This window comes from Alteromonas sp. CI.11.F.A3, from assembly GCF_032925565.1.
GTDB lineage: Bacteria > Pseudomonadota > Gammaproteobacteria > Enterobacterales > Alteromonadaceae > Alteromonas.
The window spans coordinates 4,177,944-4,197,077 of record NZ_CP136708.1 but is presented as its reverse complement, the minus strand read 5'-3'; the positions used below and the strand labels follow the sequence as shown (position 1 = coordinate 4,197,077).

The following is a 19,134-nucleotide window of genomic DNA, read 5'->3' as shown; positions in this document are numbered from 1 at the left end:
AAATGACGCCTAACTTTTAAATAAGGGGCGCAGACATGTGGGGCATAATGGCGAAGCCGCCCCGCGTGTTTGCGTCCCAGCGAACGAAGTGAGTGACTTAATTTTTTTGTTATGCCCTTTACGCATTGGGTATTTTAACTAGCAAATCCGTGACGCCTAAATCTACACCAAGTTGTGACAACAGTGTAGACACCTGTCCACGATGATGAGTTTGATGATTAAAGAAATGCAGCAATAGATGTGCGAAGCATTTTGAATACGAGACGCCTCCCATATTTTGATAGTTTAGGTCACTTGCTAAAACGCCCTCGGAAAGCTGATTAACAAAATTCAAGATTGTATTATCCAGATTTACCCTTTCTTGTTTAAGCAGGGCGAGTTCTGAGAACAGAAGTGTGTCTAGTTTTTCAGGTTTAGGCTTCGATGCTAACGAATCTAATGCTGTAAAAGCTTTGGGATGAGTGGCAAAACGTTTAAGCCAAATTATATCTGCCACCACGATATGATTGAGTGTACCGATGATAGATCCAAAGAAAGCCCCTCTATCCTTGGCAAGTTCCACTGAGCTTAAATTCGACGCAGCAGAATAGATAGAAGCGTTCATCCATTTATTGTATTCAGCCATTAATATGAAATTGCTTTTCGAAGACATTCGTTTTCCAGAAGGGCATAACTTTTAAATAAGGGGCGCAGGCGCGCAGGGCATAATGGCGAAGCCGCCCTGCGTGTATGCGTCCCAGCCCGCGCAGCGGGCGAACTTGATTTTTTTGTTATGCGGTGCGGTTCTTAACTGCATCCGCTTCGCGCCACGTGACCGCTAGATAAAGTATGAGTATAGCGGTACTTATTTCTATAATACTAAAAAACACATAGTGAAGGGTGCCGCCCATATAAAGGGTGTAGCTTTGTATTGAGCCAGTTATTAAAGCTGCAACAATATTGAGATACTTGTTAATACGAAACACCAAAACCCGTGACAAAACTATCATTGCCATGGGGATTTGCATGATAAACGCAAAGGAAAGCAAAAACTCTTCCGTAAGCTTCATACCTCCGATTTCGCCGGCAATAAACCCTTTGAGCGTCTCTGCGTGGTGAAGAGAAAATATGTCGCAGTAGATATAGTTAACTGAGAGAAAAATCCATAACACTGATAGAAGCTGTTTTCTATCGCCATTCCATTCGAACATATAATTTCCTAAAAGTATGACTTCAACACATGCAAATAGAAAACAAAAAAGGAGTTATTTCAAGACAATACAAATACCTTGTTACAATTGAGGATAAACCCAGCCAAATGACTTTGGGTTTATACAAGTGTAAGCCCCGCATAACTTTAAGCTAAGGGGCGCAGATGCGTGGGGCATAATGGCGAAGCCGCCCCGCGTATAGGCGTCCCAGCGACCGAAGGGAGAGGCTTAAGCGCTTTGTTAGAAGCAGAGCCTGTTCCTTTGGCCTAATTAAAAACTAATAAAGTCAGCATACGATTGATTGTTAACACAAACAAGCGAAATGCCAACGATGTGATGTTGGTGATTTGAAGGAAACAAACCGCCTTTTGAGCTAACAAACGCAATGGCGCATGCTGGCAGGAAGTAAGAACTTGGCGATTAATCGCCTATTGCGCGACCTTTAAAGTAAGCGCGGTGATATTAAAACTACCAATGCTTGGGCGATGTTGGAAACAGCAGGTGAGGGCGATTGAACTGATATTTTTATAAAGCCAAACGTAGTTTAGGCTGACGCCTTCTAACTTTAAGCTAAGGGGCGCAGATGCGTGGGGCATAATGGCGAAGCCGCCCCGCGTATAGGCGTCCCAGCGACCGGAGGGAGTGGCTTAAGCGCTTTGTTAGAAGCAGAGCCTGTTCCTTTGGTCTTATTAAAAACTAATTAAGCCAGCATACGATTGATTGTTAACACAAACAAGCAAAATGCCAGTGCAGTGATGTAGGTGATTTAGCTGAAGCAAGCCGTTCTATGAATTACCAAATGCAATGGCGCTTGCTGGCCTAGAACAATAACTTGGCGGTAAAGCGCCTATTGCGCGACCTTCGAAGTTAATGCGGCGAAGTTAAAACCACCAAAAGCCAGAGCGATGCTGGTGAAAGCAGGTGAGGGTAGTTGCATTGAGATTTGTATTGAGTCAAACGAGGTTTAGGCTGGCGCCTTCTAACTTTAAGCTAAGGGGCGCAGATACGTGGGGCATAATTGGCGAAGCCGCCCCGCGTATAGGCGTCCCAGCGACCGAAGGGAGAGGCTTAAGCGCTTTGTTAGAAGCAGAGCCTATTCCTTTGGCTTTATTAAAAACTAATGAAGTCAGCATACGATTGATTGCTAAAGCAAACAAGCAAAATGCCAGTGCAGTGATGTAGGTGATTTAGCTGAAGCAAGCCGCCATTTGAATTGGTAAACGCAATGGCGCTTGCTGGCCTAGAATAAGAACTTGGCGGAAAATCGCCTATTGCGCGACCTTTGAAGTCAATGCGGCGAAGTTAAAACCACCAAAAGCCAGAGCGATGTTGGTGAAAGCAGGTGAGGGTAGTTGCATTGAGATTTGTATTAAGCCAAACGAGGTTTAGGCTGGCGCCTTCTAACGCTTCAAATATGGGGCGCACGTTGTTTGTGCGTCCCTGCCATAATTTGTTTGTTATATTGCGACGTTGCCAACCCTTGATTTATTTTATACTGCATATAAATCACATGAAATATTGACGTAATAAAAGGGTTTAACCAAAGCTTATCACCACGATTAGAGCCCGCGATTAAATTAATACGATTACGTACCATAATTATCCAAGTAACGTCGAAAATACTTGAGACAACATGAATACCAATTGAGCTTCTTAAAATAGTAGGCTCATTCAGGTTAACTAAGCCATAAATTAAACTACCTAAAGATATAGTGAATAAGAAAATGGTTATTACAATGAAAACATTGGGTATTCTGTGTTCGGTCTTTTGATTAATACTGTTTGAGAATTGATAAAGCTTATATATTAAATATGCGCCAATAGTAAGCACACAAAGGGCTAGAGTCTTTGCTACTGAATCAACTTCAAATATATCTGTAAGTCCCTTTTTCATTTATTCTCCAAAGCTGAAAACACACTGAATTCATTTAGCAATATAACAATTTAGTGTACGGAAAAAATCCTTTATGCAAGGCGGAAAATTTCCATATATCACGCTAATAATGTTTCAACTTTCGCACGTAAGTTAACTTATATCAATATCCTACACTTTGTATCTGAAAACACTGTACTTAAGTACGGAATTCTTCCTTTTTATTTTACGTCGTATCAAAAAATCGTAATGCTGTATGTAATTACAGTTAAATATGAGAAGTAAAAATGAAGTCGATGTTTATGCAAATGGTGATTCAACACATGCGAAATCGCCGTTATGCCAAGCGCTCTATCCAGCTTTATAGCGGGTGGATTATTAGTTATATACGCTTTCACAATACTAAGCATCCTGCCGAGATGGGCGATAAAGAGGTAGAGTTGTTTCTATCTCACTTAGTGAATATAAAGAATGTGGCGCCAGCCACGCAGGCGAGTGCACTCAATGCGTTGGCATTTCTATATCGAGACATTCTAGAAAAACCGCTTTCTTTAAATCTTGATTTCGTTGCAAGCCGCAGGCAGGCCAAGCTGCCTGTTGTGCTTACGCAAGACGAAGTAGTCTCGCTTTTTACTCAACTTCCCGCTCATTTAAAGTTACCTATTTCATTGCTGTATGGAAGCGGTTTGCGTTTAATGGAAGCGGTTCGGTTACGGGTGAAAGACATCGATTTCGATTATAACGCTATTCGAATTTGGGATGGAAAAGGTGGAAAGCATCGTGTTGTTACGTTAGCCGCAGAGCTCAAGCCTGGGCTTACTCGGCAAATAAGTATGGTTGAAAATTACCTCATCGCTGATTTAGATAACCCTAATTATCAGGGGGTATATTTACCTCATCGTTTACGTGTAAAATATCAAAATGCGCCTAAAGAGCTAGGCTGGCATTATCTTTTTCCCTCTTCCCGTTTATCGGTTGATCCCGAGAATAAAAAAGTGCGTCGACATCATATTGATGAATCAAGCATACAAAAAGCAATAAGAAATACTGCCAATGCATGCGGGCTTAAAAAGAAGGTTACGCCGCATACCTTACGGCATTCGTTTGCTACTCACCTTTTACAGTCGGGGGCCGACATCCGCACGGTGCAAACGCAGCTTGGTCATTCTGATGTGAAAACCACCCAAATTTACACGCATGTATTGCAACAGGGCGCGCAGGGGGTAGTTAGCCCGCTTTCCCGTGTTTTAAAATAGTATTTTTTTAAAAGCATTAAACGTTAAAGCTAATTAACAAAAAAGGGCCCGAAGGCCCTTTCAACAAAACGTATTTAACTAATTAAACACGTTCAAATACAGTAGCTATACCTTGGCCTAAACCAATACACATGGTAGCTAAGCCTAGCTCTACATCTTGCGATTCCATCAGGTTAATCAAGGTACCTGAAATACGTGAACCAGAACAACCTAGTGGGTGGCCTAGTGAAATAGCGCCGCCGTTAAGGTTAATCTTGTCATCAAGATTATCCATCCAGCCTAGTTGCTTAATGCACGAGAGTGCTTGGGCTGCAAAGGCTTCGTTGAACTCAGCAAGTTGAATGTCGTCCATGCTAAGGCCTGCACGTTTAAGTGCTTTTTGGGTTGCCGGTACTGGGCCGTAACCCATAATCGCGGCATCACAACCCGCCACTGCCATTGAACGAATTTTAGCGCGAGGTGTTAAACCTAGTGCTTTCGCTTTATCGGCAGACATAAGCAACATGGCAGACGCACCGTCAGACAACGCTGAAGACGTACCCGCAGTAACGGTTCCATTTATTGGGTCGAATACAGGGCGAAGTTGCGCCATGCTTTCAGCGGTGCTTTCTGGGCGAATAACTTCATCATAATCAATCAGTTTAAGCGTACCGTTGGCATCGTGACCTTCAATAGGCACAATCTCGTTAGCCCAGCGGCCTTCAAGGTGCGCTTTATGTGCTAGTTGATGCGAACGTGCACCAAAGGCGTCTTGCATTTCACGGCTAATACCATTTTGACGGCCAAGTAGCTCGGCGGTCATGCCCATCATGCCTGATGCTTTTGCGGTGTACTTAGCTAGGCCTGGATGAAAGTCGATGTTGTAGTTCATGGGTACATGGCCCATGTGCTCAACACCACCAATCATGTATATATCGCCACGGCCGCTCATAATACCGCTAGTAGCGTCATGCAATGCTTGCATCGAAGAACCGCATAAACGGTTAACGGTTACTGCACCTGTGGTACGTGGAATTTGGGTTAGCAACTGGGCATTACGCGCAATGTTGAAACCTTGTTCTTTGGTTTGCTGTACACAGCCCCAAATAATGTCTTCAATTTCTGCTGGATCAACACCAGGGTTGCGCTCAAGTAACGCGGTCATTAGCGCGGCAGACATCGTCTCTGCACGAACATTTCTAAATACACCGGCTTTCGAGCGTCCCATAGGGGTACGAACACAATCGATAACTACGACTTCTTTCATTATTAGTCTCCTTGGGAATTAAGCGAAGTAAGATTTACCTTCAGCGGCCATCTTGCGAACGCCATCTGAAATTTGGTAAATCGGGCCAAGACTGGCGTATTTGTCGGCTAGTTCGACAAAGTTCGCTAATCCCATTGTTTCAATCCAGCGGAATACACCACCGCGGAATGGAGGGAAGCCTAAACCGTAAAGTAAGGCCATATCTGCTTCAGCTGCAGTACCTACAATGCCTTCTTCTAGGCAACGAATTGCTTCGTTAGCCATAGGGATCATCAAGCGTGCAATAATATCTTGCGCGTCGAAGTCTTTGGTATCGGCAGTAATAGGAGCAAGCAAGCTATACGCTTCTTCAGCGGCCACTTTGGTAGGCTTGCCGCGCTTGTCTTTACCGTAGTTATAAAAGCCTTTGCCATTTTTCTGGCCTAAGCGTTTTTCTTTATAAAGCACAGTTACTGGGTCGTCGCCAATACGTGCCATACGCTCTGGAATACCCGCAGCCATAACGTCTGCAGCATGGTCGCCAGTATCAATACCAACAACATCCATTAGGTAAGCAGGGCCCATTGGCCAGCCGAACTGTTTCTCCATTACTTTATCAACGGCAACAAAATCAGCGCCATCTATTAGCAACTTACTAAAGCCTGCAAAGTAAGGGAACAATACGCGGTTCACTAAGAACCCTGGGCAATCGTTAACTACGATAGGGGTTTTACCCATGCGAAGTGTGGTTGCCACTACGGCATTGATAGTGTCTTCCGAGGTGTTTTCACCACGAATAATTTCTACCAATGGCATGCGGTGTACTGGGTTAAAGAAGTGCATACCACAGAAGCGTTCTGGCTTGTCTAAGCTTTTCGCTAGTTGGTTAATTGAAATAGTAGAGGTGTTAGAACAGATGATAGCGTCATCGGCCACTACGTCTTCTACTTCTTTAAGCACTATGCCTTTTACTTTCGGGTTTTCAACAACCGCTTCAATCACAAGGTCTGCGTCTTTAAGCGTGTTGTAGTCAAGGGTAGGCGTAATAGCGTTAAGGGTTTTTGCCATGGTTTTGGCATCAACTTTACCGCGCTGCATACCTTTACCAAGAATATTGGCGGCTTCGTTTAAGCCTAGGTCTAGTGCATCAGTGTTAATGTCTTTCATTATCACTGGCATGCCTTTAACAGCACTTTGATACGCAATACCGCCACCCATAATACCTGCACCCAGTACGGCATTAAGTTTTACATCTTTTGTGGCAGCTTTAGCTTGTTTCTTACCTTTGCCTTTTACTAGCTGGTCGGCTAGGAAAATACCAATTTGCGCTTGCGCTGCATCGGTTTTAGTTAGGGCTACAAAGCCTTCGTTCTCAAGCTTAAGTGCGCCGTCGCGGTCAAGGCCAGCGGCTTTTTGAACGGTTTCTACCATTTTGTGCGGAGCAGGGTAGTGTTTGCCTGCTTGGGCAAATACCATAGCTTGCGCCGTAGAAAAGCTCATCATGGCTTCGTTTTTGTTCAGTTGTAATGGGGCTTTTTTCTGAGCACGACGTGCTTCCCATTTAAACTTACCATCTACTGCATCTTTCAGCATAGAAAGCGCGCTGTCACGTAATGACTCAGGTGCAACTACGGCGTCAACGGCGCCTTCAGCAAGGGCTTTCGCGCCTTTGCGATCTTTACCCGTAGTCATCCACTCTAGTGCGTTATCAGCACCAATCAAACGAGGTAAACGTACTGTGCCACCAAAGCCAGGCATTATGCCTAGTTTAACTTCTGGTAGGCCAATAGAAGCTGTTGTATCTGCAACGCGAAGGTCACAGGCTAGTGTCATTTCACAGCCGCCGCCCAGTGCGAAACCGTTAATGGCAGCAACGGTAGGGAAAGGCAAATCTTCGAAGCGGTCAAACACTTGAGATGTGTTTGCTACCCAGTTTAGTACTTCGGCTTCATCCATCGCGAATAAGCCGGTAAATTCGGTGATATCAGCACCTACAATAAATGCAGATTTTGCGCTGCGTACTACTAAGCCTTTAACACCGCTTTCTTTAAGCAGTGCTTGGGTTGCTTCATCAAGCTCGGTCACGGTTTGGCGATCGAACTTGTTTACTGAACCTTCGGCATCAAATACCAGTTCAGCAAAGCCGTCATCTAACAGACTGACGGATAGACTCTTGCCTGTGTATATCATTATCATCTCCTTCGGCGTTGGCCGGGATATTAGTGAAGCAATCTAACCATTCGCTATAAGCGTATAAACCAATCATACATTCTGGTCGTACCACAACACTAATGCATTAGGGTGGCTAGCTTTTTAACTAAACTTAAACAAAATATCAATGAAAAATTCAAACGAGTGTTTCAATTGTTAAAAATGGTGGCCATTCATTGAAAATCAAGCTCGATTTCAATAATAGTGTTTGTATAATGGGCACTATTGACGCAAAGCGCCAATCCAGCATAAGAATAATCTACAATCATGGCATTAATGTTTGTAAGGTATAACTAACAGCGCTGGCACTTTTTTACTTCTGTGGCATGGAGCCACGCCGATAATTTATCGGCTTTCAAGCAAGCATCGTTCTATAATTACACCAACTCTGGTGTGTTTGAATGCAACAAGGGGTAGGAGTTCACATTGTGTCGAATAAAGTAGGTGTAAGTTTTCTTTCAACAGCGGTAACGCTCTTCAAGCGGTTACCTATGCACAAGTCGTTTCACGTTTTCACATTGGTAGCTATTTCAAGCTGCTTTCAACTCAGTCATGCGCAAGTTTCTCCGCTATTCCCTGATGACATCTACGCCGATGAGCGAGCTCGTTTCTTAATGTTAGAAAAGAGCCTGCGTACATTACCGAAAAGACGTTTAGAAGATTTAGACGCAGAAATTTACGGGTTGGCGAATTACCCTCTTTATCCGTACCTACTTCGTTTGCGATTAGAACGCACCATGTCGCTTAAAACCCAGCGTGAAGTAGAACAATTCTTAGAGGATTACGCGGGGCAACCGGTTAGTTATGGTTTGCGCTATCGCTGGTTAAATTACCTAGCCTCTCGTGGTCACGAAAATGCGTTTTTAGACAGCTATCGAAATGGCATGGGGGCCAAACTTACCTGCCAAGCGTTAGGTTACAAGTTAAAACGTACCGACGATCCTAAACCTGTGCTAACCGATGTAGACCCACTTTGGTATAGCGGTCAATCACAGCCCGATGAATGCGACCCATTATTTGCAAAGTGGCGAAGTAATGGCCTCATGACGCCAGACAAAGTAGTTAAGCGTATAGCCATTGCAGCGAAAGAAGATAACCGCCGTATTATTCCTTATTTAAAACGCCAATTGCCCACCAGTCATCAGTATTTAGCTGATGCGTGGTCATCGGTATCACGTGATGTAAGTTTAGTTAATCGAACTCGTCTGTTTCCTATGAAGCACAAGCATAACGAAGCTGAAATTCTAACCTGGGGAATTGAAAAGCTGGCGTGGAGAAACCCTAGAGCGGCGATGAAGGCATACAATACTTATGCCCCGAAAAACATTTTTTCCGTGCCTGAACTACATATTATACAGCGTGCTATCGCGCTAAGTGCCACGCTCGACTTTTTGCCTGAAGCCCATGAATGGTTAGATAAGGCCGATATCGCAGGTGCTAGCGATGATGTGAAATTATGGCATGTGTCGTTTTTGCTTCGCGCCAAGCAATGGCAGCGTGTAGTGGATGTCATCGATGCCGCCAGCCCTGAACTTCAGCAAGAAGAAAACTACCGGTACTGGAAAGCGCGCGCCCTCGAAGAACTAGGGAATGTGATGCAGGCCACGGTGATGTATCAGCAGCTAGCCAATGAGCGCAATTATTATGGCTTTATGGCCAGTGCCCGTATTAATAGCCAGCCAAATTTGTCTCATACGCCAGCGCCTCGGGTACAAAGTGCGGTGCAAGCCATTGCCAATACCCCAGCTACCCAACGAGCGATGGAGTTTTACCGTTTAGAACGTTCAACCGAAGCGCGTCGAGAGTGGCGCTATTTATTGTCGAATTTACCCGACTCACAAGTAACAGACGCCGGTGTGTTGGCTTACGAGTGGGGGATATACGACCAAGCCATCATCAGTTTCGCTAAAAGTGGTTATTGGGACGATGTTGAACGTCGCTTCCCCTTGGCGTTCGAGTCACAGTTCAGTGAAAAGAGTGAAACCTACGACGTATCAAAAGCGTTTGCTATGGCAATTGCCCGTCGTGAAAGTTCGTTCATGGTAGATGCGGTATCGCCGGTGGGCGCGGCAGGCTTAATGCAACTTATGCCAGGTACAGCGCAGTATTTGGCTAAAGAGAAAGTGAGTCGAAATACCTTGTTTCAAGTTGAGAATAACCTCGACTACGGCGTGCAATATTTGCGTTATTTAGGCGATAAGCTAGATAATAATCCGGTATTGGTGTCGGCATCGTATAACGCTGGTTGGCGTAAAGTGTTGGAATGGTTACCTGCCGGCGAAGCGTTGCCAGTGGATATTTGGATTGAGAATATTCCTTACAAAGAAACCCGTAGTTATGTGAAAGCGGTGTTGGCTTATCAGTATATTTACGAGCATCAGTTGGGGGAAAATAAAAATGTGTTTCCGCAGCTTACTCGAGATGTTATTCCTTCTTCAAGTGCAGTGAGCACCCATCCTGTAACGGGAACCTTGCAATTGGCGCCTCGCTAGCGCCGATGAATAACTAGTTATACAAGCCGCTCGGTGAAAGCCGAGCGGCTATCGTGGTACACTCTTTGCCTTAAACATAAGCGCACGTAAGAGCAAGCGCACTTAACGACAATGGCTAATATTTTTCTCTTCTCGCGTAGTAGCGACGCTAGCTTGGTACCAGCGCAATTGAAATGGCTGGTAACCCCTTGCTAATTGAAGAAGACCAATTAGCCATGCAAATCAAAAAACTTAAATGAGGTGTTATGTCAAAACATCAGGCAAGCTATCAGCAACATATCGAGGAACTTCAATCTCGCACTCGCGAAGCACTTCAGCGTGAAGGGCTAGAAGGGTTAGTCATCCATTCAGGGCAAGGCAAGCGCTTGTTCTTAGACGACAACCATTATCCGTTTAAGGTAAACCCACAATTTAAAGCATGGGTGCCGGTTATCGATAACCCCAATTGCTGGTTAGTGGTTAATGGTGAAGATAAGCCCACCCTTATTTTTTACCGCCCTGAAGATTTTTGGCACAAAGTACCGCCAGAGCCACAAGATTTTTGGACCGACAGCTTTAACATCATTCTGCTTCAACAAGCCGACGCTGTTGAAAAGCACCTGCCTTACGATAAGCGCGGTTTTGCTTATATTGGCGAATACATTGAAGTAGCCAAAGCGCTAGGGTTTGAGAACGTAAACCCAGATAGAGTGCTGCATTATTTGCATTACCAGCGGGCGTATAAAACCGATTACGAACTAGAATGTATGCGTGAAGCAAACAAGCTAGCGGTAGCGGGGCATAAAGCGGCAGAGCAAGCCTTTATTGAAGGTAAAAGCGAATTCGATATTAATTTAGCGTACAGCGCAGCGTGCCGCCAAGGCGATAACGATGTGCCTTACACCAGTATTATTGCGCTGAACGAACATGCAGCCATTTTGCACTACATGCAATGCGATACCACTGCGCCTAAGCAGTCGCGTTCATTCTTGATTGATGCAGGCGCGAATTATCACGGCTATGCTGCCGATATCACGCGTACTTACAGCCAAAACTCAACGTTGTTTTCCGATCTTATTCAGGCCGTTGATAAAGTAACGCTAACTTTGGTTGATTCTTTAAAGCCAAGTGTGGCTTATACCGATATTCATTTGCTAGCCCATGCGGGTATCGCCCAAATTCTACAAGACACTGGCATTGTGAATCTTCCTGCGGCAGATATTGTAGAGCAGGGCATTACACGAACCTTTTTCCCACATGGCATTGGGCACTTCTTAGGGCTACAAGTGCATGATGTAGGTGGTTTGGTCAATGACGACAGAGGTATACCTAAACCTGCCCCTGAAGATCATCCATTCTTACGCTGTACGCGCATGATTGAAGCGCGTCAGGTATTTACTATTGAGCCTGGTTTGTACTTTATCGACAGCTTGTTACGAGATTTAAAAGCAACCCCAGCGTCGAAATACATCAACTGGGATACTGTAGATACTTACCGCCCATTCGGCGGAATACGCATTGAAGACAATATCATTGTGCACCGCGACAAAAATGAGAACATGACCCGAGACCTCAATTTAAAATGATCTCATCGCGGCGCATTACTCTATGATTAATAGCGTAAGGCTTAAAAATTTATAGATGCGCTAAGCAAAAAAAGACAGCCAATTTCGAGCTGTCTTTTTTTATGGATATTGAGCATTTTGCCAGTAGTGTTAGGCCAAGTAACGGAACAACTCAAGGCAGAGGGAGCCAACATGCAAGACCCCGATATTGTAAATTTGATTATTGTGGCCACGTTAGCTGGGCTAGCCATGCCAGCTGGTGCGCTATTATCTAAGATGAAAGGTTTGCGCCCTAAGTGGTTAGAACAAGAATTACGACACGGTATTCTTGCGTTGGGCGCTGGCGCATTAATTTCAGCGGTTGCTTTAGTATTAGTGCCTGAGGGTATTGAAGACGTATCGGTACTAATGGCGTGTAGCTGCTTTATCGGCGGGGCACTTGCCTTCATGGCGTTGGATATCTATTTGGCTAAGAAGAAAACCGCAGGCAGCCAACTTGCCGCCATGTTAAGTGATTTTGTGCCAGAGTCTGTGGCACTAGGCACCACTGCTGCATTAGGTGGCGGTACTATGTTGTTAGGTGTGTTAATTGCGGTACAGAATTTACCGGAAGGGTTCAATGCTTATCGTGAAATGACCCCAACGAATAAAAACCGCAGCACTAAGCTTATTTGGATTTTTGTACTAATGAGCTTGCTTGGGCCGCTCATGAGTGTGATAGGGTTTTATTATTTGGCAGATTTTCCCGTCATCATGAGTGGCATTATGCTATTTGCTGCGGGGGGAATTTTGTATTCTGTATTTCAAGACATCGCCCCAGGTATTCGTATGGAAAACCATTGGTTACCGCCACTAGGCGCTATACTCGGCTTCTTGGTGGGGCTGGTGGGCGCGATGCTTGAAGGGGGCTAACGAACGCACTAGCTAGTGCGTTCTACCGAAATATGAGCAAGGGCAATCAATGCCTCTTTATAAGGTGAATCTGGAATAATAGACAAACTATCAATAGCCATTTTCACTTCGTTGTTGGCACACGAACGGGTGTAATCTAATGCCCCAGTGCTTTCCATGATTTTTTGAATACGAGTGAGGTGAGGTAAACCGTTGCTTTGCTCTATCGCATCGCGAATAAGCGCTTTATCTTCTTCACTGTCGGTATTCCACATTGCGTATAGCAAAGGTAGTGTTGGCTTTCCTTCCGCTAAATCATCGCCCGCGTTCTTACCCATTTCATCACTGTCGGCCATGTAATCTAGAATATCATCGGCTAACTGAAAGGCGGTCCCTAAGTGCTTGCCGTATTCTTGCATGGCATGCTCTACGTTTTCTGGTTGGTCGGTTAATACCGCCGACAGTTGCGTAGCCGCTTCAAACAAACGAGCGGTTTTACCGTAAATTACGTCGAAATAGCGTGCTTCTGTGGTAGAGGCATCATTGCAGTTCATTAGCTGCAATACTTCACCCTCAGCAATTTGGTTGGTCGCTTCAGATAAAATGTCCATCACACGCATGCGTTTCAAACTTACCATCATCTGAAATGAGCGGGTATATAAGAAATCACCTACCAAAACCGATGCTTGATTGCCAAATACGGCGTTAGCGGTTTCACGTCCGCGTCGCATGGTCGATTCATCAACCACATCATCGTGCAACAAGGTCGCTGTATGTATAAATTCAACAATAGCGGCGAGGGTGTGATGGTCTGCATTTTCAATTCCCATTGCACGTGCACTTAGCACGGTAAGTAATGGGCGAAGGCGCTTACCGCCACTGTTAACAATGTAGAATCCCAATTGATTAATAAGCGCAACATCAGAGTCGACTTGCTGTTGAATCAATTGGTTAACCGCTTGCATATCATCATTTGATAGCGCGCGTATTTGATTTATATCCATCGGCATGGGCGTAAAAACTTATTTATTTCTTAGGCAATTATAGGGGCTGATTGTACCTGAATGCGCGGCACTATCCACCCAATTCAACGTATTGCCCACCGAATTAAACATATTGGTGACAGAATTGAACCGATTAACAGCCGATTTGTTTTTAAAAAACGACGGTTATTACATTTAACGGTAATTCACGGACCACTTATCGTTACTTTCATCGTAATGATATGTTCTATTATAGGCGCTATCGGTTAATATCGACCTGAAATGTGTATTTTCAGAAAAATTCTTTTTGCTAGCTGCGCAGGCTAGATCAAAATGCTACAATCTCGGATCTGTTATTCGATCGTTTTGATCATTGTGATTAAAAAGCGCGTTTTAGGTGCGTTTTTCATGATCAGATCGGCACGATTGGATCGTATTCGATTTTCCATCTACAGATATCGCATTCCATGCTTTTTTAGCAATAAATGCTTATCGAATTTGGCGGTTATCATCTTCAATTTTACCGTTTGTCATTCACTTAGTGTTGTTTTCTAAGTGTGACATCGTGCATTTTTGGGTGAATTCACGCAAAAATTCACCCATGTTGGAAAAATAATCTACTTTTATCAGAATCGGGGTTGTGATTTGCGGATGTTTCACGTACAATTCGCGCCCTGTTTTTTGAATTGATTGCGTCAGTGACGCAGAGCGGAGTTAACTATGTACGCGGTTTTCCAAAGTGGCGGTAAACAACACCGTGTGGCCGAAGGCCAAACCGTTCGTCTAGAAAAAATCGAAGTTGCCCCAGGTGACACGGTTGAATTCGACAAAGTTTTAATGGTCAGCAATGGTGACGATGTAAAAATCGGCACACCAAACGTTGCTGGTGGTAAGGTGACTGCTGAGGTGGTTACACACGGTCGTGGCGATAAAATTAAAATCGTTAAGTTCCGTCGTCGTAAGCATTCACGTAAGCAGATGGGTCACCGTCAGTGGTTCACGGAAGTGAAAATTACTGGCATTAACGCTTAATAGGAGCACGAACACATGGCACATAAAAAAGCTGGTGGTAGTACCAAAAACGGTCGTGATTCAGAGAGTAAACGCCTAGGTGTTAAACGCTTTGGTGGAGAATCTGTTCTTGCTGGTAACATCATTGTTCGTCAACGTGGTACTCGTTTCCACGCTGGTGACAACATGGGTATCGGTAAAGACCACACGTTGTTTGCATTAAAAAGCGGTAAAGTTCAGTTTGATGTTAAAGGACCGAACAACCGTAAATTTGTAAGCATCGTAGCAGAGTAAGCGCCTTAGCTACTCGCCGAACAGGCTTAGAAAAACCCCGCGCTTGCGGGGTTTTTTGTTTTATGGAAACCCGAGCTTTAGTATTCGGGCAGTACATAACAATTTGGTGTAAACTTAGTAGTTAAATACTGAGTGTAAATAACCCCTACGGCAACCATGCCCGGAGTGATAAATGAAATTTGTAGATGAAGCTGAAATTCGTGTTGAAGCCGGTGACGGCGGCAACGGCGTAATTGGCTTTAGACGGGAAAAATATGTTCCCAAAGGTGGCCCTGATGGTGGCGACGGGGGCGACGGCGGTAGTGTTTTTCTTCTTGCCGATGAAAACCTGAATACATTGATCGACTATCGTTTCGAGCGTTTTCACCGTGCAGAGCGCGGCCAAAATGGTCAAGGCGCTAACTGTATTGGCCGTGGCGGTAAAGATTTAACCGTAAGTGTTCCTGTAGGAACCCGCGCTACCGATAGCGATACCGGTGAAGTACTTGGCGACCTTACTCGTCACGGGCAACAGCTTAAAGTGGCACAAGGCGGATTTCACGGTTTAGGTAATGCGCGTTTCAAAAGCAGTACTAACCGTGCACCACGTCATAAGACCAATGGTACACCAGGCGAAATTCGTAATTTAAAACTCGAATTAATGCTTCTGGCCGATGTGGGTTTGCTAGGTATGCCGAATGCAGGTAAATCTACCTTTATCCGTTCTGTATCTGCCGCTAAACCTAAAGTGGCTGATTACCCGTTTACTACACTAGTGCCAAACCTAGGTGTAGTACGTCAAGACGCGCAGCGCAGCTTCGTAGTAGCCGACATTCCCGGGCTTATTGAAGGTGCAGCTGACGGTGCAGGTTTAGGAATTCGTTTCCTTAAGCATTTAGAGCGTTGTCGTATACTGCTTCATGTTGTAGACATTATGCCAGTGGATGAAAGCGATCCAGCTGGAAATGCTAAAGCTATTGTTGAAGAACTTGAAAAGTACAACCCTAAACTTGCAAGTAAGCCTCGCTGGTTAGTGTTTAACAAAGTTGATTTGATGCTCGAAGAAGAAGCCGACGAGCGCTGTAAAGAAATTGCCGCACAACTTGGCTGGGAAGGCCCGATTTATCAGATATCTGCTTTCCAGAAAATTGGCTTAGAACCGCTTTGTCGAGAAATTATGAACTTCATCGAAACGCTTCCCACCGAAGTTATCGAAGAAGAAGAAACGAAAGACGTTGAGTTTAAGTGGGATACTTATCATCGTAATACGTTAGAAGCACAAGACGCCGATTTAGGCGACGACTTCGAAGACGATTTAAGTGATGACTTAGACGATGATGAAGATTGGGACGATGATGACTACGATGTTGAAGTCGAGTACCGTCGCTAATTGAACAACATTAAAACCGCTAGTTTGCCAAAACTAGCGGTTTTTTGTTAAAAGCTTCTGATTTCTCGAAGACGAAGTAAATATAACCTTTCCAATAATGTCGCTTGGCTTTATCCAGCCCATTGCCAACGTGCTCACACTTTCTAGTGCATTATCACCTTGCAGCATAACGCCTTTAATAGCGCATACTTTGGTAATGCGCTTTACAATTACACCATATTTATCGCTTTTAACTACCACCACATGGCCAATTTGCAGCCACGCTTTTGGCCACTTGCAGGTTAAAATAAAGTCGCCAGCAAACAGCATGGGTTGCATACTGTTTCCTTCAATCGCTAATAATCGAAGCATGATTAAAGTTTAGGGTATACCACTTGTTCCGCAGGCGGATAAGGGCACGTGGCTGTCTTAGTTTCAACACCTTTAGTGGCCCAGAAACTTTCAGCGAACTCATTCACCAATGTGAGTAGTGCTTCTGCTTTCTCGCGTGAAACATGCTGCTTACACGCCGATCCGGTAAGCATAATATTGTGGACCAATTCGTTAGTATCTGGGTATTTCTCAAATTGAGGCGCTTTGAAGTAATCACCCCAAATAACCCTGACTTCATGTTTTACTTTTTCTGCATGGGTCTCTTTTTCGCTAATTAGGCGACTGAACTGGGCATGATCAGCAAACGAAAGGTTTTCTTTTTCACTTAACTCATTCAGTAAATCAACAAAACGAATAACACTTAATGCAGCGAGTTGGGCTGAAATAGGATCGTAGATTTTACATGGAATATCGCAGTGAGCGCTCGCGGTAGTTAAGGGGTTTCTACGGTGAAGCGTCGTAAGTAAGCTGTTTAGCATGATAACTTCCCTATTTAGATGAAGATTGTTTGCGAGAATAGGCCTTGTAGCCTGCGAATAAGCATGCAGCACCTACCGCAGCAAGTGACAAATAGAAAAGCCCGTGCATGAACTGGCTGCTCCAGTGGTTATGATCGTGTCCAGCATGTGCAAAGGCGGGGGAAGAGGTCACAGCCACAGACGCGACGGCGTAAATGACATTGTTTATCGTATTTTTCATATGAACTCCTAGTTAATTGAAAATAGAATCAGTTAATGACTAACTTTGCCTGCGGTAGCAGCAAAGACAGTGAATGAATTGTCGATAGTGGGGGGATTATTTAGCGCATTCTCCAACTCGGGATGCTGTTTTAATAATAACCATCGCTGTTGATGTGCAATTCGCCTAGCGCGCAGCACATCAGTGTTATCAGGCAACAGCATTGCTTGCGTATCAAAGCGTGTTTGTACTTCAGATAAAGTAGCAAGTGACATGTGATAAATAGCCATTCTTTCTTCAGACGGCGCCTCACTGGCGTACTGCAAGTAGGTGTCGGAAAGATTGTGAAAGCTCACCAATAACGAAAATGTGGCTTCTTTGCGGTAGGGTGATATCGCTATTAACTGGTTGGCAAGCGCTATAGCTTGGTTGTACAACGCAAGTGTCGAGAGCCATTGCCTATTTGAAAATGCGTTATTGGCATTAAGAACTTGCCGCTCCCATTGACCTAATAATGCTTTAAAGTCACTAGTGTCGTGCTGCTTAACGTTGCGTTTATGATTTGCTGCAAGATAAGTATGCATAGTATTTTCAACTTATTGATGCACAGATTTAAGCAAAAAAGCTGACAACATTGCCGATTCTGTGGCGTGTAAGACGGAGCTAGCTCTATCTAAAATAGCGTTTCGATACTCTGGCAATTTCAAGTGGTAATAGGTTTCTTCAAGTAATCCAGCTAGGCTCTTAACTTTGCTTTTCATCGCTTCATTCTCGCCTCCATCTACTTCTAAAAGAATAACCGCAATATCAAAAGCGCAGCCTAAATAAGGAATGGCTTCTGTGTATTGGCCGCAATGCAGTAAAAGCGTGCCCTGCATCTCGTCTCTGGCCATAAAGTGAAGCGCTTGCTTCGGGTTGCTGTAAATCCAATCTTCGTGTTTTGCACACAAGTAAGTTATTTGCATTTGCTTGCCCTCCTGAATACACCCTAGTCGATATAAAACATAAATGCAAATGATAATTGTTATTATTTGCATGTGTAATTTAAGTCAATCAACTAACAGTGAACAGAAACAAGATAGGTAAACACAATGGGCATGGCGTTATGAGAAGAACAGTTTAGCCAGAAAGGTGAGGAATATTGGATTGTTACTAACGCAAGAGTTATCGCCATAGGCCTAATCAGTTATCATAGGCAAAATAACAACGCATTGGTTAAAATTAGTATGAAAATTGCCATGATTGCCGCAATGGCTAATAATCGCGTTATCGGTGCAGATAACGACATGCCCTGGCATTTGCCAGCAGATTTAAAACATTTTAAGCAAGTAACCATGGGCAAGCCTGTCATTATGGGGCGTAAAACCTATGAGTCAATTGGCCGCGCTTTACCGGGAAGACCAAACATTGTCATCACTACAAACAGTGCTTACAGTTTGCCAGATGCAACTGTAGTATCGTCACCTGAAGCGGCTATAGAGCATGCTTCGGCGCTAGAGAGTCAGTCGGACGAGGTGATGATTATTGGCGGTGGGACAATTTATCAGGCGTTTTTGAAAAAGGCTGATACTTTGCACCTAACATTTATCGAACTAGCGGTGGAAGGTGATACACAGTTTCCTGATTATGAAGCCCAAGATCATTGGGAAGAGATAAGCCGGGAAGCGCATACCGCCGATGAGAAAAACCCACATAACTACACATTCGTGAGCTTGGTTAGAGGGTAGTACTACAAATAAAAATGC

Annotated in this window: 20 protein-coding genes; 9 read left to right on the top strand and 11 right to left on the bottom strand. The window is 44.3% G+C overall.

From position 1 onward, the window contains the following. Positions 1 to 118 precede the first annotated feature (118 nt). Together R1T43_RS18005 and R1T43_RS18000 are read right to left on the bottom strand one after the other, a co-directional pair. Positions 119 to 652: a DinB family protein gene (locus R1T43_RS18005; protein WP_317350745.1), complete on the bottom strand. Its 534-nt coding sequence runs from the start codon at positions 650 to 652 to the stop codon at positions 119 to 121. A 118-nt stretch (positions 653 to 770) separates the two neighbouring features. Then, positions 771 to 1,190: a DUF6326 family protein gene (locus tag R1T43_RS18000; protein ID WP_214995623.1), complete on the bottom strand. Its 420-nt coding sequence runs from the start codon at positions 1,188 to 1,190 to the stop codon at positions 771 to 773. 936 nt (positions 1,191 to 2,126) lie between these two features. Here R1T43_RS18000 and R1T43_RS17995 point away from each other — a divergent pair. Continuing rightward, a complete protein-coding gene (locus tag R1T43_RS17995) occupies positions 2,127 to 2,372 on the top strand; it encodes a hypothetical protein (RefSeq protein ID WP_317350742.1) in 246 nt (81 codons plus the stop codon). A gap of 226 nt (positions 2,373 to 2,598) precedes the next feature. On the opposite strand, the gene R1T43_RS17990 is transcribed toward R1T43_RS17995, so the two are convergent. After that, positions 2,599 to 3,084, bottom strand: coding sequence for a hypothetical protein (locus R1T43_RS17990; RefSeq protein WP_317350740.1), 486 nt, complete (start codon positions 3,082 to 3,084; stop codon positions 2,599 to 2,601). Positions 3,085 to 3,350: 266 nt separating this feature from the next. Between R1T43_RS17990 and R1T43_RS17985 the strand changes: the two genes are divergently transcribed. Next, positions 3,351 to 4,319 (top strand): integron integrase, encoded by a 969-nt coding sequence (locus R1T43_RS17985; RefSeq protein ID WP_317350739.1) that lies wholly within the window; start codon positions 3,351 to 3,353, stop codon positions 4,317 to 4,319. Between the two features lie 82 nt (positions 4,320 to 4,401). On the opposite strand, the gene fadA is transcribed toward R1T43_RS17985, so the two are convergent. Beyond that, positions 4,402 to 5,565, bottom strand: a complete 1,164-nt coding sequence (gene fadA / locus R1T43_RS17980; protein WP_317350737.1) for an acetyl-CoA C-acyltransferase FadA — start codon at positions 5,563 to 5,565, stop codon at positions 4,402 to 4,404. Between the two features lie 18 nt (positions 5,566 to 5,583). Next, positions 5,584 to 7,734 carry a fatty acid oxidation complex subunit alpha FadB gene (gene fadB, locus R1T43_RS17975; RefSeq protein WP_211070023.1) on the bottom strand — a complete coding sequence of 717 codons (2,151 nt, stop codon included), beginning with the start codon at positions 7,732 to 7,734 and terminating at the stop codon, positions 5,584 to 5,586. Positions 7,735 to 8,183: 449 nt separating this feature from the next. On the opposite strand from fadB, the gene R1T43_RS17970 reads away from it, so the two are divergent. The 3 genes from R1T43_RS17970 (at position 8,184) to R1T43_RS17960 (ending at position 12,703) form a co-directional block, all read left to right on the top strand. Continuing rightward, positions 8,184 to 10,247: a transglycosylase SLT domain-containing protein gene (locus tag R1T43_RS17970; protein ID WP_317350734.1), complete on the top strand. Its 2,064-nt coding sequence runs from the start codon at positions 8,184 to 8,186 to the stop codon at positions 10,245 to 10,247. 245 nt (positions 10,248 to 10,492) lie between these two features. Next, positions 10,493 to 11,812 carry a Xaa-Pro dipeptidase gene (gene pepQ, locus R1T43_RS17965; protein ID WP_211070021.1) on the top strand — a complete coding sequence of 440 codons (1,320 nt, stop codon included), beginning with the start codon at positions 10,493 to 10,495 and terminating at the stop codon, positions 11,810 to 11,812. Between the two features lie 171 nt (positions 11,813 to 11,983). Beyond that, a complete protein-coding gene (locus tag R1T43_RS17960; RefSeq protein ID WP_211070020.1) occupies positions 11,984 to 12,703 on the top strand; it encodes a ZIP family metal transporter in 720 nt (239 codons plus the stop codon). An 8-nt stretch (positions 12,704 to 12,711) separates the two neighbouring features. Here R1T43_RS17960 and ispB read toward each other — a convergent pair whose 3' ends face one another. Further along, positions 12,712 to 13,686: an octaprenyl diphosphate synthase gene (gene ispB, locus R1T43_RS17955; RefSeq protein ID WP_211070019.1), complete on the bottom strand. Its 975-nt coding sequence runs from the start codon at positions 13,684 to 13,686 to the stop codon at positions 12,712 to 12,714. A gap of 699 nt (positions 13,687 to 14,385) precedes the next feature. Here ispB and rplU point away from each other — a divergent pair. The 3 genes from rplU to cgtA all read left to right on the top strand — a co-directional run bounded on the left by rplU (position 14,386) and on the right by cgtA (position 16,339). Further along, on the top strand, positions 14,386 to 14,697 hold the full coding sequence (rplU, locus tag R1T43_RS17950) for a 50S ribosomal protein L21 (protein ID WP_211070018.1): 312 nt from the start codon (positions 14,386 to 14,388) through the stop codon (positions 14,695 to 14,697). A gap of 15 nt (positions 14,698 to 14,712) precedes the next feature. Then, positions 14,713 to 14,970, top strand: a complete 258-nt coding sequence (gene rpmA, locus R1T43_RS17945; RefSeq protein WP_013785541.1) for a 50S ribosomal protein L27 — start codon at positions 14,713 to 14,715, stop codon at positions 14,968 to 14,970. A gap of 172 nt (positions 14,971 to 15,142) precedes the next feature. Next, a complete protein-coding gene (gene cgtA, locus R1T43_RS17940; protein WP_317350729.1) occupies positions 15,143 to 16,339 on the top strand; it encodes an Obg family GTPase CgtA in 1,197 nt (398 codons plus the stop codon). Between the two features lie 33 nt (positions 16,340 to 16,372). Here cgtA and R1T43_RS17935 read toward each other — a convergent pair whose 3' ends face one another. The 5 genes from R1T43_RS17935 to R1T43_RS17915 are packed head-to-tail and all read right to left on the bottom strand — an operon-like array spanning position 16,373 to position 18,354. Further along, positions 16,373 to 16,657 (bottom strand): S24/S26 family peptidase, encoded by a 285-nt coding sequence (locus R1T43_RS17935; protein ID WP_211070016.1) that lies wholly within the window; start codon positions 16,655 to 16,657, stop codon positions 16,373 to 16,375. A gap of 35 nt (positions 16,658 to 16,692) precedes the next feature. Further along, on the bottom strand, positions 16,693 to 17,190 hold the full coding sequence (gene sodN / locus R1T43_RS17930; protein WP_211070015.1) for a superoxide dismutase, Ni: 498 nt from the start codon (positions 17,188 to 17,190) through the stop codon (positions 16,693 to 16,695). 10 nt (positions 17,191 to 17,200) lie between these two features. After that, on the bottom strand, positions 17,201 to 17,410 hold the full coding sequence (locus R1T43_RS17925; RefSeq protein ID WP_317350727.1) for a hypothetical protein: 210 nt from the start codon (positions 17,408 to 17,410) through the stop codon (positions 17,201 to 17,203). Positions 17,411 to 17,442: 32 nt separating this feature from the next. Further along, positions 17,443 to 17,973 carry a hypothetical protein gene (locus tag R1T43_RS17920; protein ID WP_317350726.1) on the bottom strand — a complete coding sequence of 177 codons (531 nt, stop codon included), beginning with the start codon at positions 17,971 to 17,973 and terminating at the stop codon, positions 17,443 to 17,445. Positions 17,974 to 17,985: 12 nt separating this feature from the next. Further along, positions 17,986 to 18,354 (bottom strand): hypothetical protein, encoded by a 369-nt coding sequence (locus R1T43_RS17915; protein ID WP_211070012.1) that lies wholly within the window; start codon positions 18,352 to 18,354, stop codon positions 17,986 to 17,988. 273 nt (positions 18,355 to 18,627) lie between these two features. On the opposite strand from R1T43_RS17915, the gene folA reads away from it, so the two are divergent. Next, on the top strand, positions 18,628 to 19,116 hold the full coding sequence (gene folA / locus R1T43_RS17910; RefSeq protein WP_211070051.1) for a type 3 dihydrofolate reductase: 489 nt from the start codon (positions 18,628 to 18,630) through the stop codon (positions 19,114 to 19,116). Positions 19,117 to 19,134: the final 18 nt, after the last annotated feature.

Excerpts from the sequence above, each read along its gene's own strand:
- R1T43_RS17990 (WP_317350740.1), bottom strand. The coding sequence starts at position 3,084 with ATGAAAAAGGGACTTACAGATATATTTGAAGTTGATTCAGTAGCAAAG.
- R1T43_RS17935 (WP_211070016.1), bottom strand. The coding sequence starts at position 16,657 with ATGCAACCCATGCTGTTTGCTGGCGACTTTATTTTAACCTGCAAGTGG.
- folA (WP_211070051.1), top strand. The coding sequence starts at position 18,628 with ATGATTGCCGCAATGGCTAATAATCGCGTTATCGGTGCAGATAACGAC.
- rplU (WP_211070018.1), top strand. The coding sequence starts at position 14,386 with ATGTACGCGGTTTTCCAAAGTGGCGGTAAACAACACCGTGTGGCCGAA.
- R1T43_RS17915 (WP_211070012.1), bottom strand. The coding sequence starts at position 18,354 with ATGCAAATAACTTACTTGTGTGCAAAACACGAAGATTGGATTTACAGC.
- sodN (WP_211070015.1), bottom strand. The coding sequence starts at position 17,190 with ATGCTAAACAGCTTACTTACGACGCTTCACCGTAGAAACCCCTTAACT.
- R1T43_RS17985 (WP_317350739.1), top strand. The coding sequence starts at position 3,351 with ATGAAGTCGATGTTTATGCAAATGGTGATTCAACACATGCGAAATCGC.
- pepQ (WP_211070021.1), top strand. The coding sequence starts at position 10,493 with ATGTCAAAACATCAGGCAAGCTATCAGCAACATATCGAGGAACTTCAA.
- ispB (WP_211070019.1), bottom strand. The coding sequence starts at position 13,686 with ATGGATATAAATCAAATACGCGCGCTATCAAATGATGATATGCAAGCG.
- fadA (WP_317350737.1), bottom strand. The coding sequence starts at position 5,565 with ATGAAAGAAGTCGTAGTTATCGATTGTGTTCGTACCCCTATGGGACGC.
- R1T43_RS18005 (WP_317350745.1), bottom strand. The coding sequence starts at position 652 with ATGTCTTCGAAAAGCAATTTCATATTAATGGCTGAATACAATAAATGG.
- R1T43_RS18000 (WP_214995623.1), bottom strand. The coding sequence starts at position 1,190 with ATGTTCGAATGGAATGGCGATAGAAAACAGCTTCTATCAGTGTTATGG.
- R1T43_RS17925 (WP_317350727.1), bottom strand. The coding sequence starts at position 17,410 with ATGAAAAATACGATAAACAATGTCATTTACGCCGTCGCGTCTGTGGCT.
- R1T43_RS17960 (WP_211070020.1), top strand. The coding sequence starts at position 11,984 with ATGCAAGACCCCGATATTGTAAATTTGATTATTGTGGCCACGTTAGCT.
- cgtA (WP_317350729.1), top strand. The coding sequence starts at position 15,143 with ATGAAATTTGTAGATGAAGCTGAAATTCGTGTTGAAGCCGGTGACGGC.
- R1T43_RS17920 (WP_317350726.1), bottom strand. The coding sequence starts at position 17,973 with ATGCATACTTATCTTGCAGCAAATCATAAACGCAACGTTAAGCAGCAC.
- fadB (WP_211070023.1), bottom strand. The coding sequence starts at position 7,734 with ATGATATACACAGGCAAGAGTCTATCCGTCAGTCTGTTAGATGACGGC.
- rpmA (WP_013785541.1), top strand. The coding sequence starts at position 14,713 with ATGGCACATAAAAAAGCTGGTGGTAGTACCAAAAACGGTCGTGATTCA.